The sequence below is a fragment of the Alteromonas sp. MmMcT2-5 genome, from assembly GCF_022348315.1.
Taxonomy (GTDB): domain Bacteria; phylum Pseudomonadota; class Gammaproteobacteria; order Enterobacterales; family Alteromonadaceae; genus Alteromonas; species Alteromonas macleodii.
Window position 1 is genome coordinate 293,689 of record NZ_JAKRFB010000001.1, and the last position, 14,511, is coordinate 308,199.

Annotated in this window: 13 protein-coding genes; 6 read left to right on the plus strand and 7 right to left on the minus strand. The window is 45.6% G+C overall.

Features of this window, described 5'->3' with window-relative positions:
* The first annotated feature begins 244 nt into the window (after positions 1-244).
* Entirely contained in the window at positions 245-703 is a 459-nt protein-coding gene (locus MHN09_RS01320; RefSeq protein WP_239238735.1) for a hypothetical protein, read from the plus strand.
* A gap of 70 nt (positions 704-773) precedes the next feature.
* Here the strand turns inward: MHN09_RS01320 and MHN09_RS01325 are convergent, their stop codons facing one another.
* Positions 774-1,220, minus strand: a complete 447-nt coding sequence (locus MHN09_RS01325) for a hypothetical protein (RefSeq protein WP_239238739.1) — start codon at positions 1,218-1,220, stop codon at positions 774-776.
* 202 nt (positions 1,221-1,422) lie between these two features.
* On the opposite strand from MHN09_RS01325, the gene MHN09_RS01330 reads away from it, so the two are divergent.
* Positions 1,423-1,860 (plus strand): DUF2177 family protein, encoded by a 438-nt coding sequence (locus MHN09_RS01330; protein ID WP_014948742.1) that lies wholly within the window; start codon positions 1,423-1,425, stop codon positions 1,858-1,860.
* Here the strand turns inward: MHN09_RS01330 and MHN09_RS01335 are convergent.
* Together MHN09_RS01335 and MHN09_RS01340 are read right to left on the minus strand one after the other, a co-directional pair.
* Positions 1,838-2,992 (minus strand): acyl-CoA desaturase, encoded by a 1,155-nt coding sequence (locus MHN09_RS01335; RefSeq protein WP_239238742.1) that lies wholly within the window; start codon positions 2,990-2,992, stop codon positions 1,838-1,840. The genes MHN09_RS01330 and MHN09_RS01335 overlap by 23 nt on opposite strands.
* Entirely contained in the window at positions 2,989-4,047 is a 1,059-nt protein-coding gene (locus tag MHN09_RS01340; protein ID WP_239238745.1) for an FAD-binding oxidoreductase, read from the minus strand. The genes MHN09_RS01335 and MHN09_RS01340 overlap by 4 nt, the downstream gene beginning before the upstream one ends.
* A 289-nt stretch (positions 4,048-4,336) precedes the next feature.
* Between MHN09_RS01340 and MHN09_RS01345 the strand changes: the two genes are divergently transcribed.
* Positions 4,337-5,422: an alkene reductase gene (locus MHN09_RS01345; protein WP_239238748.1), complete on the plus strand. Its 1,086-nt coding sequence runs from the start codon at positions 4,337-4,339 to the stop codon at positions 5,420-5,422.
* Between the two features lie 226 nt (positions 5,423-5,648).
* On the opposite strand, the gene MHN09_RS01350 is transcribed toward MHN09_RS01345, so the two are convergent.
* Positions 5,649-5,966, minus strand: a complete 318-nt coding sequence (locus MHN09_RS01350; protein WP_239238750.1) for a hypothetical protein — start codon at positions 5,964-5,966, stop codon at positions 5,649-5,651.
* A gap of 212 nt (positions 5,967-6,178) precedes the next feature.
* Here MHN09_RS01350 and prfB point away from each other — a divergent pair.
* A protein-coding gene (prfB, locus tag MHN09_RS01355; protein ID WP_101563798.1) for a peptide chain release factor 2 occupies positions 6,179-7,277 on the plus strand; the annotation gives its coding sequence in 2 pieces (ribosomal slippage) (positions 6,179-6,253 and positions 6,255-7,277; 1,098 coding nt in all).
* Positions 7,278-7,300: 23 nt separating this feature from the next.
* Positions 7,301-8,869, plus strand: a complete 1,569-nt coding sequence (gene lysS / locus MHN09_RS01360) for a lysine--tRNA ligase (protein WP_239238752.1) — start codon at positions 7,301-7,303, stop codon at positions 8,867-8,869.
* Between the two features lie 40 nt (positions 8,870-8,909).
* On the opposite strand, the gene MHN09_RS01365 is transcribed toward lysS, so the two are convergent.
* The 3 genes from MHN09_RS01365 to MHN09_RS01375 form a co-directional block, all read right to left on the minus strand.
* Complete coding sequence (locus tag MHN09_RS01365) at positions 8,910-9,851, minus strand: 2-dehydropantoate 2-reductase (protein WP_239238754.1); 942 nt, start codon at positions 9,849-9,851, stop codon at positions 8,910-8,912.
* Positions 9,852-9,943: 92 nt separating this feature from the next.
* Complete coding sequence (locus MHN09_RS01370) at positions 9,944-10,696, minus strand: pseudouridine synthase (protein WP_239238756.1); 753 nt, start codon at positions 10,694-10,696, stop codon at positions 9,944-9,946.
* Positions 10,696-11,262: an Hpt domain-containing protein gene (locus tag MHN09_RS01375; RefSeq protein WP_014948751.1), complete on the minus strand. Its 567-nt coding sequence runs from the start codon at positions 11,260-11,262 to the stop codon at positions 10,696-10,698. Before MHN09_RS01375 ends, MHN09_RS01370 begins: the two co-directional genes overlap by 1 nt.
* A 337-nt stretch (positions 11,263-11,599) precedes the next feature.
* Between MHN09_RS01375 and MHN09_RS01380 the strand changes: the two genes are divergently transcribed.
* Positions 11,600-14,485 carry a pitrilysin family protein gene (locus MHN09_RS01380; RefSeq protein ID WP_239238758.1) on the plus strand — a complete coding sequence of 962 codons (2,886 nt, stop codon included), beginning with the start codon at positions 11,600-11,602 and terminating at the stop codon, positions 14,483-14,485.
* Positions 14,486-14,511 lie beyond the last annotated feature (26 nt).

Below are 14,511 nucleotides of genomic sequence, written 5' to 3' on the forward strand. Positions count from 1 at the left end.
GCGTCCGTGAATACTGCTAGTTTTGCGAAGTGTATGTAGAGACCCGTCGAGGTAGCACTAAAATTTCATAGGTTTGATAATTTATTAGGCATAGCGCAATAAGCAAATAAGGATTTATCGACAAAATAAGAACTTATCTAATAGCGGTTGTCATAAGTAGCAGCGGTCTTAATTAATTTAGGTCTTAAGTAGTGTAGGGCTTAAATAGTAGTGGTTTAGAAAGTAAAATAAATTGAGAGAAAAAATGAAACAAGCAAGCAGTAGAGCACAGAAGCGTTTTAAGATCTGGTTAATAGCAGGCGTGTGTGCAGCCTTGTCTGCTTGTGGCGCTCAGCCCCCAGAACCTATTGATGAGCCAATCGCGAGTGTTGAAGACGTCGAAAGATTAGAGCAAGTCGTTGATACCTCATTGCCTTTGGTGCAGCAGGCCTATTCCATTGAGTCCGAAAAAGTGTGCGATAAACACGGTGGTAACTGGAAGAAAGTAGGCCGACAGCAGGCGCATGCTTGTGTGCTACCAGCAAACGATGCTGATAATGCGTGTAATGACAGCAGCGAGTGCGAAGTGGCTTGTGTTACGGAGAACAATAATATGGAAGCGGGAGAAAAGGCGCGCGGCGTGTGTTTAGAAAGTACGGACTTATTCGGCTGTAGAGCCTATGTGTCTAACGGCGTTGTGGAGCATACCTTGTGTGTTGACTAAGAGGTTGTTTAGCAAACGAACGTTGAATGAAGCGCACGCCATCGGCAATGCGCTTCACAACAACGCGGGGTTAATTAACGTTGGGGAACTCGATTTTGTCCAGTTCGCTCGCCGTTTCATTGCACTCACCTAATAGGTGAAGCCTATCTTCGGTTTGGTGTGTATCTATTTCTAGAAAGCCCGTTTGGCAGTAACCGGTCTCATCCAGTTTCTCATCTAGAGATGTATAAAGTTGCTCAGTCATTCTATCGCTGCTATGTGACGAGCTTTCGCGACTTTCCTGTCCTTTGCGACCGCCACGACCACTTCGTTCGCCTCCCTGACCACGGCCGCCTTTACCGCCACCTTTGGCACCGTCACGATGCTGCATTAACGGAATGCTAAAGGCGAAGAGCTTGGTACCGTCTTGCTTGATCTTCGTTTCAAAAAATATTTCATCCATGTCTAAAGGTGGTGGCCTATGAGCGCACGCACTGACAATCAAAGAGGTCGTTATTACTAATAGTGTTTTATTCATTTTATTTAACGCTTATTTGAATCACGTCACTTTGAGATTCAAACGCCTCTTTAGTTGCAGCACCCAGTGTAAGTTTTAAGTAAAGTGTGGATTTGTTTTTTAAGGTTTAGCATTCTCGCGGTGCGCTTATTGTGCAACACTTGCGTATTCATATTTTAAATCACTTGCATCCGCAATTTGCTTATTTACAGGGATAGGTTCCATGCTTTCCAACATCATTCGCTTTGCGAAAAACATCGTCGTGTCGTTAATTGCAATCTTTGTGTGTTTTGGTGTGCTCGACTTCTTGTGGCTTGGCGTTATTGCGGATGGCTGGTATCAAAGTGAAATGGCTCCTCTGCTTAGAAGTCAATTTATCACGTGGCCTTGGGTGGTTTTTTACCTCATGTATGGATGTGTGGTGTTTGTACTTGCTGTGGTGGCGAACAGAGATAAGTCGTTACTTTATGCAGGGATCGATGGCGCGCTTCTAGGGTTGGCCAGTTATGGCGCCTACAATTTAACGGCGTACAGCATTATTGAAGGTTTTACTTTGTTTATTATGTTGATTGACTGGGCGTGGGGCACGTGCCTAACCAGCGCTAGCGCCATGGCCGGCTGGTTAGGGTTTCAACTGGTTAAGGGAAAGAGTAGCGAATAATGCGTTTTAACACGCTGGCGTATTGTTTTAAAAAGCTGCCAGTGTTGTAGTGCATGCCGTGTTCTTCGAATACGGCTTTTACCTTGGGGGCCATCTCTCGGTAGCGTCTGGCTGGGATATCTGGAAACAGGTGGTGCTCAATTTGAAAGCTTAAATGCCCAGTAAGCACGTGAAACAGGTTTCCGCCCTTTATGTTCGACGAGCCCAGCGCTTGTCGGTAGTACCATTGCCCTCGGGTTTCATTAACACAATCTTCTTGTTTAAATGTTTCCACGTCGCCAGTGAAATGGCCGCAAAAGATAATAGTAGATGTCCATAAATTGCGTAGTAAATTGGCGATAAGGTTGCCGGTAAATACCCATAAAAATAACGGCCCAGCTAACAAAGGAAATATTACATAATCTTTTACTAACTGACGTGCGCCTTTACTAAAAAAGCGTTTCTTAAGTTCATTATGGGTAACCTGATTCTTACGGTTGTCCTTCTTTTTTCCAAAAAAGACCCGCTCAGCGGCCATTTCGTGATACGACACACCCCACTGAAATAAAACACTGAGTACGATGTAAGTCGCAAACTGCCATAGGTTTTTTACACGCCATCTAAAATCGTTAGACAGGCGAAGCAAGCCGTAGCCAAAGTCTCTGTCTTTCCCAATAATATTGGTATACGTGTGATGCTCGTAATTATGAACGCGATTCCAGCTCGCACCATCGCAGGCAATATCCCACTCATAGCCTTTCGAATTAATGTGTTTGTCGTTCATCCAATCGTACTGGCCGTGCATTACGTTGTGGCCTATTTCCATATTATCGAGAATTTTTGCTGTAGCTAAACTCAATACGCCGGCAACCCAGAGCAGCGGTTGAATGAACCCCAACATTAAAAGTATCCGTCCGCTCCACTCGCAAATTCGCTGAACAAGAATAATACGTCGGATATAGGCCGCATCTTCAGCACCCACTTTTCGTTTAATGTCAGCTTTAATTTCATCAAGCTGAGCGGCAAGTAACTCGTAGTTCGGTTTCTCTTTAGTGCTCGTTGACCGAATAGCTTTGGTTTCACTTATCGGAGAATGCGCCTGTTCGATGGCTTCTTCACGGTGTTGGTTGTCTATTGCAACGCTGGTGTTCATAGTTGAATCTCCAAATCAGTAACGGCTTGTGATACACACAGCTGAATAAGTTGCTCTGCGCTATCTGAAAGCTCACCCGTGCGGGTATCTCTCACTACGCCCCGTTTCTTAACGCATTGGCATTGATGACAAATTCCCATGCCACAGCCATAAGTCACAGGTTGTTCTGCTTGCTGAAGTTGTATAAGTAGGGTTTGCTGATTGTCGACAGTTAAAGATTGGCCGTTGTGTACCAAGGAAAAGGTTTCGATTTCGGTAAGGCTGGTGTTGCTCACCACAGGAAGCGCAGCGAAGTGCTCGCTCGAAACAGGCACGTTGATCGCTTTTGCATAACTTTCAACTTGCTCGAACATGGCATGTGGACCACACACTAGCCAGTGTGCATTGGCAAAGTTACACAAATGCGCTTCTACGTCTCCGTCTTTTTGCTTGCTCAAAATATCATAGGTGAAGGGCTCACAGCGCTGACTGAACGCTGATAATTCATTGAGTAATACATGCTCGTCTGGCTTAGCAAAATAAAGTAAGTGTACCGGTGTATGGTTTAGCTGCGCGTTGTTGACGGCATCGTCAAGCATGGCAATGAAAGGAGTTATACCCGAGCCGCCCGCTATCATAAGTAGGGGCTTTTCAACCTTCGGCCAGATAAATTCCCCCATAGGGGCTGAGATATTTACCCATTGATTAGGCACACAAGAGTGAAGATAAGGTGTTAATGCGCCCTGAGCTTTAACCTTGGTTACAAGACGAATCTGCTTTTCTTTTTGTCGGGTGTTAGCACCACTCGCTATGGTAAACACGCGAGTGGTGAGCCTGCCATTAATTTCTATGGTTAATGCGATATGTTGCCCTGCAACATGCGTTGGCCAAGACCTCTCTGGTATAAGTAACACCTCGAGCATATCCGTGCTCAGTTTTTTTACGGTCACAACCCTAGCTCTGAAATACCCATCGCGCCACGCGGGTCTAACTTGCTGCATCAGCACTTCCCAGTAGCCCTTCCAAGAGGCATGGTGAAAAATGCGATCAGTGAATTTATCTAGTAATAGTCTCAATGTAGAAATCACACCTGTATTTCGTCGGAATATCTTAAATACAAAAAGGATGAAAATATTTTAGCTTACACTTGTACGCTAACTCAGCGCACAAGTGTAAGCTTAATTTTTTCTGCGTCAAGAGGAGATGCATGAAATTTGGGATAACGTCGTCGAAATACACCGGTACTTTTGTGAAAAATGCAAAAGTGCTTTGTTAAAAGTACGGGTTCTAACCCAGCTTTAGGGCCTTATATCTACCGTTATCCAAACGTGTAAATTGCAAGAATAAAGTTTAAAGGACTGTATTATGAAACTATTTGAAACCCTATCGCTGTCTGGAAAAACGCTGAACAATCGGATTGTTATGCCGCCAATGACCCGCTCCCGCTCAACACAGCCGGGAGATGTGCCCAACACCCTTATGGCTGAATATTACGCTCAGCGCGCAAGTGCAGGGCTTATTGTGAGTGAAGGCACACAAATTTCGGCACTCGGTAAGGGTTATGCGTGGACGCCGGGTATTTATACCAAGGCGCAAATCGATGGCTGGAAGTTGGTAACAGATAAAGTCCATGAAGCGGGTGGTGTGATGTTTGCGCAGCTTTGGCACGTGGGCCGCGTATCCCATCCTTCAAATACAGAGGGGCAGCAGCCAATTAGCGCATCGGCGATTCAAGCAAAAGGCGTAAAAGTATTTGTTGATGAAGGCGGCAACCCTGGCTTTGTTGAGTCGGTCATGCCCCGAGAAATGAGCATTGAAGATATAAAAGCCGTGGTGGAAGAGTATCGCGTTGCGGCGCGCAATGCCGTAGATGCCGGATTTGATGGCATTGAGTTGCATTCGGCTAATGGTTACTTGCTTAACCAGTTTATTGATTCTCAAAGTAATACAAGAACTGATGAATACGGCGGAAGTGTACAGAACCGTATTCGATTCTTGAAAGAAGTGGTGCAGGCTGTGTCTGAGGAAATTGGCGCTGATAAAGTAGGTGTACGTTTCGCGCCCCTAACAACATTAAACGGGACGGTCGACGACAATCCCGAAGAGACCTATCTTGCTATTGCTTCCATGCTTAATAGATTCAAGATTGGCTATATGCATATTGCTGAAGCCGACTGGGATGATGCGCCGCAAATGCCAATATCATTCAAGATGGCTATTCGTGAAGCCTATAGCGGTCTGCTTATTTATGCCGGAAAGTACGACACAGAGCGTGCCGAAAAAGCTTTAACTGAAGGATGGGCAGATATGATTGGTTTTGGTCGACCTTTCGTGGCGAACCCAGATTTAACCTACAGACTGGCGAATAATGTACCGCTGAATGAGCACAACCCCGATACGTTATTTGGTGGTGGTGAGAAGGGCTACACAGATTATTCTTTTGCTAAATAGCCGGAAATTCCAGCGGGTGTGTAAAAAACACTTTGCTCAGGAAAAAGGGGCAATCCATTAAAAGTGAGCATGGCTCTTTTTTTACCAGAACGAACAGCACTTAAAACATGTTGTTCGTTCTAAAGCTTACTTTCGTCAGTCAGCAGTTAGACTCATTACGTAACAGCTATACGCAGTGATGTGTTAACACCGTCGATACTCACCGAGTCATTTCTGCACGTTACGGTTAATATTTACGATTGCGATATAGCCAAGTGAAAATTCCGCTTCCCGCTATTAACATTGACGTGGCAAGCCACAATTTAGAAATGGGCGTGCCGTTGGGGCACTGCAACGCCATCGTCGCCCCGGCAAGGTTCTGGCAATCGACGAGTTGGCCCAAGGCCAATACAAAAAGACCGAGAAGTACGCCGATAACGGCATAAGACAAATTATTGAACGACATACTTTTCCTAAAAGATTTTCCAATCAATTCGCACATTAAACGCACGCGACAATAAGCAATAATGCTCCAAACTAGTGCAGCTGAAGGCTGCTTTTTCAAACATTTACTCTATTTGTATGGGCTAAGACAGCCTACCCAACAGTATGTGTGCGCCATTGAACGGTGAAAATACTCGCTTCAACGAAGGTGCTTAAAATCCATACGAAAATTAGCACAAGCTCAGTGTCGCAATATTTGCGCCAACCCCTATCAAAATTCCTTCAAATTCGGTACTATCCGCGGTCTTAAATTTTTAACGAAATAAGCGGACTATGTTTGAAATAAACCCCGTTATGAATGCGATAAAAGATATCCGCGAGCGCACTGAAGCGCTTAGGGGGTATCTTTGACTTTGATGCAAAGTCAGAGCGTTTAGAAGAAGTTAGCCGAGAGTTAGAAAGTCCTGACGTTTGGAACGAGCCAGACAGAGCGCAGGCCCTTGGCAAAGAAAAAGTGGCCTTGGAGCAAATCGTAGAGACGATCCACAAGCTCGATCAGGGAACTGAAGACGTTGAAGGTCTTGTTGAATTGGCTGTTGAAGCCGAAGATGAAGATACCTTCGTTGAGGCCCAAAGTGAGCTTGAAGGCTTAATTGAGCAGCTAGAAGTGCTTGAGTTTCGCCGCATGTTTTCTGGCCCTAACGACGAAAACGACTGTTATATTGATATTCAGTCGGGCTCTGGTGGTACAGAAGCACAAGATTGGGCCAACATGCTGCTGCGCATGTATTTGCGTTGGGGCGAAGCGCACGGTTTCAAAACGGAACTTATTGAAGTGTCGGAAGGCGAAGTCGCGGGCATTAAAAGTGCTACGCTGCGCGTTCAGGGCGAATATGCGTTTGGCTGGCTACGCACAGAAACAGGCGTACACCGCTTAGTACGTAAATCGCCGTTTGACTCGGGCAACCGCCGTCATACGTCGTTTTCATCTGCGTTTGTATATCCTGAAATTGATGACGACATCGATATTGAAATCAACCCGTCTGATTTACGTATAGACACCTATCGCGCATCGGGCGCGGGTGGCCAGCACGTAAACAGAACAGATTCAGCGGTACGTATTACCCATGAACCTACGGGCATTGTGGTGCAGTGTCAGAACGACCGCTCGCAGCACAAAAACAAAGATCAGGCGATGAAGCAGTTAAAAGCCAAACTTTATGAGTTTGAACTGCAAAAACAAAACGCTGAAAAACAAGCGATGGAAGACAGCAAGTCTGATATCGGCTGGGGAAGCCAAATACGCTCTTACGTTTTGGACGACTCTCGCATTAAAGATTTGCGCACTGGCGTGGAAACACGCAACACTCAAGCCGTGCTGGATGGCGACTTGGACAAATTTATTGAAGCCAGCCTGAAATCCGGGCTGTAAACCGAACAACGAAGTGAAAGGTTATGACTGACCAACAAACAGACGATAACAAATTGATTGCAGAGCGCCGTGCTAAGCTAAGCGCTATTCGCGAGCAGTGCCGTGCAAACGGTTTCCCAAACAGCTTCCGTCGCGAAAACTATGCGGATGAGCTTCAAGCTAAGTTCGGTGAATTCGACAAAGAAACGCTACAAGAGCAGGGGAACAAAGTAAGCATCGCTGGCCGTATTATGGCAAAGCGTGGTCCTTTCATGTTGCTTCAAGATATGACTGGCCGCATTCAGGCATACGCAGATAAAGACACGCAAAAAGCCCTTAAAGCAAAATATGGCGCACTAGATATTGGCGACATTATTGGCGTGGCGGGTGAGCTGCATAAGTCAGGTAAAGGCGACCTTTACGTGAACATGGAGCAATACGAGTTGCTAACCAAAGCACTTCGTCCATTGCCAGAAAAATTCCACGGTTTGAGTGACCAGGAAACGAAATATCGCCAGCGCTACGTTGATTTGATCACAAGTGAACAAACGCGCAAAACGTTCATGATCCGTAGCAAGATCGTAAACGGTATTCGCAATTATCTTACCGATCGTGACTACCTTGAAGTAGAAACACCGATGCTTCAGGTTATTCCTGGCGGCGCGACGGCGAAGCCGTTTGTGACTCACCACAATGCGTTAGACATCGATATGTACCTGCGTATTGCACCAGAGCTTTATCTTAAGCGCCTAGTGGTTGGTGGTTTTGAGCGTGTGTTCGAAATTAACCGTAACTTCCGTAATGAAGGCTTATCAACCCGTCACAACCCAGAGTTTACTATGCTTGAGTTCTATCAAGCGTATGCAGACTACAACGACCTGATGAACCTTACCGAAGATATGCTGCGCACGCTGGCAGAAGATATTCTTGGTACAAGCATTATCAAAAACACAACTAAAGACGCTGAAGGCAACGTAACGTCTGAAGTTGAATACGATTTTGGTAAGCCGTTTGACCGCTTAAGCATGGGCGAAGCTATTCTTAAGTATTGGCCAGAAGCTAACGAGGAAGCTATTCGCGACCCAGAGGCGAACCTTGACGCGCTTAAAGCAATGGCGAAACAGCTTCACATTAAAGAGCCTGAAGTTGACGGCATTTGGGGGGCGGGTAAGTACCTTTGCGAAATCTTCGAAGCAACCGCGGAAGAGAAGCTTATTCAACCTACGTTTATTACAGAATATCCGTGGGAAGTATCGCCGCTTGCGCGTCGTAACGACAACAACCCATTCATTACAGACCGCTTCGAGTTCTTTGTAGGTGGACGTGAATTAGCGAATGGCTTTAGCGAGCTTAACGACCCAGAAGATCAGGCGGAACGTTTTGCAAAGCAGGTTGAAGAGAAAGACGCTGGCGACGATGAAGCCATGCACTTTGACGATGACTACATCCGCGCCCTTGAATATGGCTTGCCGCCAACGGCGGGTGAAGGTATCGGGATTGACCGTCTAGCTATGCTATTTACTGATAGCTCAACAATTAAAGATGTTATCTTGTTCCCACACATGAAGCCTCAGGCGCCAAAAGACGCGCAAGAAGCGGGTGAACAAGAATAATCTTAATCCTTAAATTGCGTGATTTAGGTGCTCGGCGCTGTTAAAGCTTCAGCGCCTTAACACGCTCTACTAAAAGGGTATTCTCGGGAACGGGAATACCCTTTTTTGTTGCCATATGTACAATGTAACCGTTGATGGCGTCTATTTCTGTTTGTCTACCGTGAGCAACATCCTGATGCATACTTGAGTAGTTTTCTCCGGTCGCCTTGGCTACAGACAGCACATTTTCATGAACTGACAGTGCATCAAAATCTAGCCCGTAAGCATCCGCTACCTGAGTAAACTCATTGCAAATTGTAATACGGCTTTGTTCAAATTCAGGCTTAGCAATGTGCTTATTTTGGATATTGTGAAGCGCCGTTAGTGGGTTAATCACAGCATTAACGGAAAGCTTCGTCCACAATGCTCTTAGAATATTATTTTGGTATTGCACCGGCGGAAGTGCGTTATCTAACGTCGCAATTGCGCTGGCTAGCTGTGGCGCTATTTGTGAGAGGGCGGCCAATGTTTGAGGTGATGGCTTATCTACATTAGGCGCGCCAATTTGCGTTGCGCCAACGCCAGTATACTTAACATGAAAATCGCCGCTCGACGCGCTTACTTTTAACGCGCCATGACTGGTTGTAGCAAGAAGCAACGGATAATCGCCGCCTAGTAAATCTCTTGCGATCTCAAGTCCGCCCATACCGTTGTGAAGCAGCACAACGGTAGGTTGTTGTGTGAGATAGGGAAGCCATTGCAATAGGGCTGCTTTAAGTTGATATACTTTTAAGGGGATTATCAGCACATCACTTTTAGGTAACACGATAGGTGAAGGCTTCGCAGGTTTTAGCGCAGTGGTTTGGCCGTTTTGCCAGTGTGCGCAAGAGGGCATGGTTTTCATGTCTCTGGGGTAGCAGTCATACGGCACGCCATTTTTCTGGGCGCTTGCAGCAATCAGGCTTCCTATGGCACCGCCGCCAACTATATGTAGTTTACCCATTAGCACCTATTAAACATTCAAAGTAGCTTCTATTTTCTTATGACTATTAGCACCTATTAGGTTGGCACCTATTAGGCCGTTCGCGTTTTCCCCTAGCACGCCGGCAAAAAGCGTGCGGGCAGGGAAGGCCATGGATAAGTCTCAGGCGCATTAAGCCCGTTGTACCAAGTCTGCACATCGGCTTCGTTTATGACTTCACCTGTATCGAAAGGTGCCGTAACCGATAATTCACCAGAAGACAAAGGTAGGCGCAAATGCCATGCATGAAGATACAGCCTGTCTGATGTCTCACCCCCATAAAGTGTATCACCCAAAATAGGTGCGCCAATGCTTTTAAGCGCCACACGAATTTGATGGGTTTTCCCCGAGTGAGGCTTTACGATAAAGCCTCGTGTGCCGGGCTTAGCCGCGCTACTGAAAAACTGAGTGATAGCCGGGTTTTCTGAGGTTTTTAGCAAAATCCGCTGGCCGCCTCGACGATTTTTCATGTCGCCCATTATCGTGCCTTGTTTCTTTTTAGGCTTGTGATCGCTTAGCGCCAAGTAGTATTTGCTCACACGTCGTGATGAGAAAAGCTCGCCAATTTCTCCGGCTACAGCTGCATTTTTAGCAAGACACAAGCAGCCCGACGTGCCCGTATCTAAGCGGTGGCATAGATGCAGTTCTGTTACGGCTAACTGCTTTTTTAATCGGGTGACAATGCCGTCTATTTTTTCTGGCTCGCCGTTTTTGGCAATATTTTCTCTAACATCTGCCTCACTAATGGCATCGTGCATAGCAATACCAATAGGTTTGTTAACAATAATGAGGTCTGTATTTTCAAAGAGAACGGGGATCGGCTGCACTAGCTATTTTCTAACTCTGATATGGCTTCTTCATAGTCAAGTTCGTCTACCGCATCGATAATAGCCGAGCGCTTTTCTTGAGGTAGGGCAAGGGCATCTAGCCATTCATCCAGTTTGTCCTGGGCGATAAACTCGCTCGCTTTCAGCGCTGTCATTAACTGTTTTCGCGCTTGCTCAGCTGCTGCTCCATTCGCCGGTGCCGGGGCAGAAGCTGTGACTTCTGGCTCTTTGATCAACGCATCAACCGCAGCAATGGTTTCATCTAGTACTGCGATAAAAGCAGGGTATTGTTCAGCAACGCGTTTGTCGTTTCTAAAGCCGCTTTCTACAGGCTTGCTCGCATTGTGCAAAGCAAAAAGCCCTAGGTTTCCTGTCACGCCTTTTAGTGTGTGAACAAGAGAGTAAGCCTCATTAAAATCACCCTTAGCAACATGCGCCTGCAAGTCAGCATCAAGAGAACGGTATTCGTCCGTAAACTTACCAAGTAGGGTGAACAACAGTTTTTTGTTACCACTTAGCTGTGACATTCCAAAATCAATATCGACTACTGTTGTTGACTGATCCATGCAACTATCCTTTTTATTTCGCAACTTCTATTGGGCTATTTCTATTCCAAATGGAAACCGTTTGTCAGTTCGTTCGTACCACTTAGCGAATTCAACTGGCTAAAGCCTATTTTACAAAAGACTATGAAGTGTAAGTGTATTTCAGAAATACACAAATTAATACAATCATAGCAAAGTCGAAGCAAGTAAAGCGCTAAAAAGTCTGGTAGTCTTCGAAAATTCGCTTGCGCTATAGAGATAGCAACCTCTGTTTTCACCCAATAAGCCAAGTACCACTCAGTGAATACAGAGTGAAAAGGCAGAGTGAAGAATGTGTAGTAATTTAAAAGGAATCATCATGTCAGGAAAACTGACCCTACGTACCTTCGTTATGACCATAGGCGTCATTGCAGTAACAGCGTGTCAGCACGTACAGGAAGAGAAGACGAATAACCAACTAAACACAGTAGCTGATTCGTCGAACACCGTGTCTATTCCTTACGAAAAGTACACATTAGAAAACGGACTTACCGTCATTCTCCACGAAGACCATTCTGATCCACTGGTTCATGTTGACGTTACCTATCACGTTGGTTCTGCGCGAGAAGAGGTAGGTAAATCGGGTTTTGCTCACTTTTTTGAGCACATGATGTTTCAAGGCTCAAAACACGTTGCCGATGAGCAGCATTTTAAGGTTATTACGGAATCGGGCGGTAACTTAAACGGCACAACCAATACCGATCGCACAAACTATTTTGAAACCGTACCGGCTAACCAATTGGAGAAAGTCCTTTGGCTGGAATCTGACAGAATGGGCTATCTGTTAGAAGCCGTAGACCAAACTAAGTTTGAAAACCAAAGAGAAACGGTTAAAAACGAGCGTGCGCAGCGTGTGGACAATCAGCCGTATGGATTACGTTTCGAGCTTAATGGTGAAGCGCTATATCCTGAAGGGCATCCATACTCGTGGATGACTATCGGCTATGTAGAAGATTTAGACCGCGTTGACGTCAATGACCTAAAAGCCTTTTTTAAGCGCTGGTATGGCCCGAACAATGCGGTCCTAACTATTGGTGGCGATATCGACGTAGCCAAAACCAAAGCGTGGGTGAATAAGTACTTTGGGGAAATCCCAACAGGACCGAAAGTAGAAGAGCCTGAGCCTCAGCCAGTAACGTTAGACGAAACCCGTTATGTAACGTTAGAAGATAAAGTTCATCTTCCGCTTCTGCAAATAACTTATCCTACAGTGTATGGTCGCCATGAAGACGAAGCGCCACTGGACGTGTTGGCCGATATTTTAGGCGGTGGAAAAACCTCACTGTTTTACAAAAACCTAGTGAAAGAAGGCATGGCGGTGCAAGCCGTGGTGTCTCACCCTTGCCGCGAACTTGCCTGTGAATTTCAGCTACTCGCTTTGGCTAACCCTGCAAAAATCACCTCACTTTCTACTCTTCAGAACGTACTGAATGAAACCCTAAAAGAGTTTGAGACACGTGGTGTAACGGCAGATGATTTAGCGCGCACAAAAGGACAAATTGAAGCGCGTACGGTATTTGGTTTACAAAGTGTATCTGGCAAAGTGTCAGCCCTCGCCGCTAACGAAACCTTTTATCAAACGCCAGATTTGATTGCCGAAGATATTGCGCGCTATAACGCCGTAACTGCTGAAGACGTTATGCGTGTTTACAATAAATATATTAAAGACGCCAATAGCGTTGTATTAAGCGTGGTGCCCAAAGGGCAGGTTCAGCTTGCTGCGGCTGAGCAGACCTTTGAACGTCCGGTGAGAAATATTGAAATCGATACGGTAGATGTGTCTGATAACGAAGCCTTTTCCAGTGCCCTATCTACCAATACCGCCCCTAGCTTTGATAGAAGCGTAATGCCGAAAGCCGGTGAGGCACCGGTTGTGGAAGTTCCTGATTATTGGGAGTCTGAACTTGCTAACGGCATTGAAATACTTGGCGTAACCAGCACCGAAACGCCAACGGTAACGCTTACATTAGGTATGGATGGAGGCATGTTGCTAGACCCTGAGGGTAAAGCGGGTACGGCCTACTTAACCGCGTTACTTATGAATGAAACTACAAAGCATTACAGCAACGAAGAATTAGCCAGCGAACTTGCAAAACTGGGTAGCGCTATCCGATTTAGTACTGCAGGTAGATACTCACAAGTTTACGTCTCTACCTTAACCAAGCATTTAGATGAAACCCTAGCACTGTTAAAAGAAAAGCTGTTCAACCCTGCGTTCACTCAAGAAGATTTCAACCGCATGAAAGAGCGTGTTGTACAAGGCTTGCAGCAGCAAGCGAAAACGCCGTCTAGCTTAGCTCGCCGCGCGCGTGACCTCGTTCTTTTTGGTGAAGATAACCGCGTGAGCCTGCCGGATGAAGGCACGCTGCAAACTGTGCAGAATATCACGTTGGAAGATGTTAAAACGTTTTATGCCAATTACTATTCGCCAGATAAAGCGAGTATCGTCGTTGTTGGTAACTTACCGAAAAAAGACATGGTGAATACACTAGACTTTATTGGTCAGTGGAAGGGGAATACCTATGAATTTGCTGATTACAGCGATTTTCCCAAGTACGAAGAAAACCAAATCTTCCTAGTGGATAGCCCAGAAGCGGTTCAGTCGGTAGTATTTATTGTTGATAGAAGCTTACCTTTTGATGCGACAGGCGATCACTTTAAGTCTCGCCTTATGAACTTCCCATTAGGGGGAGCATTTAATAGCCGCATAAATCTGAACCTTCGAGAAGATAAAGGCTTCACCTATGGAGCAAATAGTGGTTTCGTTGGTGGCAAAACCCTTGGCTGGTTTGAAGCAAGTACCGACCTCACTGCTGCTAACACAGGTGAAGGTATCGCTGAAATTTTAAAAGAGATTAATCGCTACCGCACTGAAGGTGTAACCGAGGAAGAAATTGCGTTCATGCGCAATGCCTTTACGTTAAGCGACGCACTTGAATTTGAAACACCTACCAGTAAAGCGCGCTTTTTAAGGCAATTGCTTAGCTATGGTCTTGATAAAGGCTATCGTGAAGAGCAGCTTGCTATTATCAACAATATTGATAAGAAAACGATGGATACCTTGGCAAAGCAATATTTGAATCTTGATAAGATGCAAATTATTGTAGTAGGCGATAAAGCTAAAATTTTGCCTCAGTTAAACGCGCTATCGATGCCAATTATCGAGTTATCAGTAGAGAGTAACACCCGAGAAACGTTAAACTGATAGATTGATTTTTGTTGAATTTACAT

Bases quoted from the DNA above. Each gene is read 5' to 3' on its own strand.
- MHN09_RS01320 (WP_239238735.1), top strand. From the start codon at position 245: ATGAAACAAGCAAGCAGTAGAGCACAGAAGCGTTTTAAGATCTGGTTA.
- MHN09_RS01325 (WP_239238739.1), bottom strand. From the start codon at position 1,220: ATGAATAAAACACTATTAGTAATAACGACCTCTTTGATTGTCAGTGCG.
- MHN09_RS01330 (WP_014948742.1), top strand. From the start codon at position 1,423: ATGCTTTCCAACATCATTCGCTTTGCGAAAAACATCGTCGTGTCGTTA.
- MHN09_RS01335 (WP_239238742.1), bottom strand. From the start codon at position 2,992: ATGAACACCAGCGTTGCAATAGACAACCAACACCGTGAAGAAGCCATC.
- MHN09_RS01345 (WP_239238748.1), top strand. From the start codon at position 4,337: ATGAAACTATTTGAAACCCTATCGCTGTCTGGAAAAACGCTGAACAAT.
- lysS (WP_239238752.1), top strand. From the start codon at position 7,301: ATGACTGACCAACAAACAGACGATAACAAATTGATTGCAGAGCGCCGT.
- MHN09_RS01365 (WP_239238754.1), bottom strand. From the start codon at position 9,851: ATGGGTAAACTACATATAGTTGGCGGCGGTGCCATAGGAAGCCTGATT.
- MHN09_RS01375 (WP_014948751.1), bottom strand. From the start codon at position 11,262: ATGGATCAGTCAACAACAGTAGTCGATATTGATTTTGGAATGTCACAG.
- MHN09_RS01380 (WP_239238758.1), top strand. From the start codon at position 11,600: ATGTCAGGAAAACTGACCCTACGTACCTTCGTTATGACCATAGGCGTC.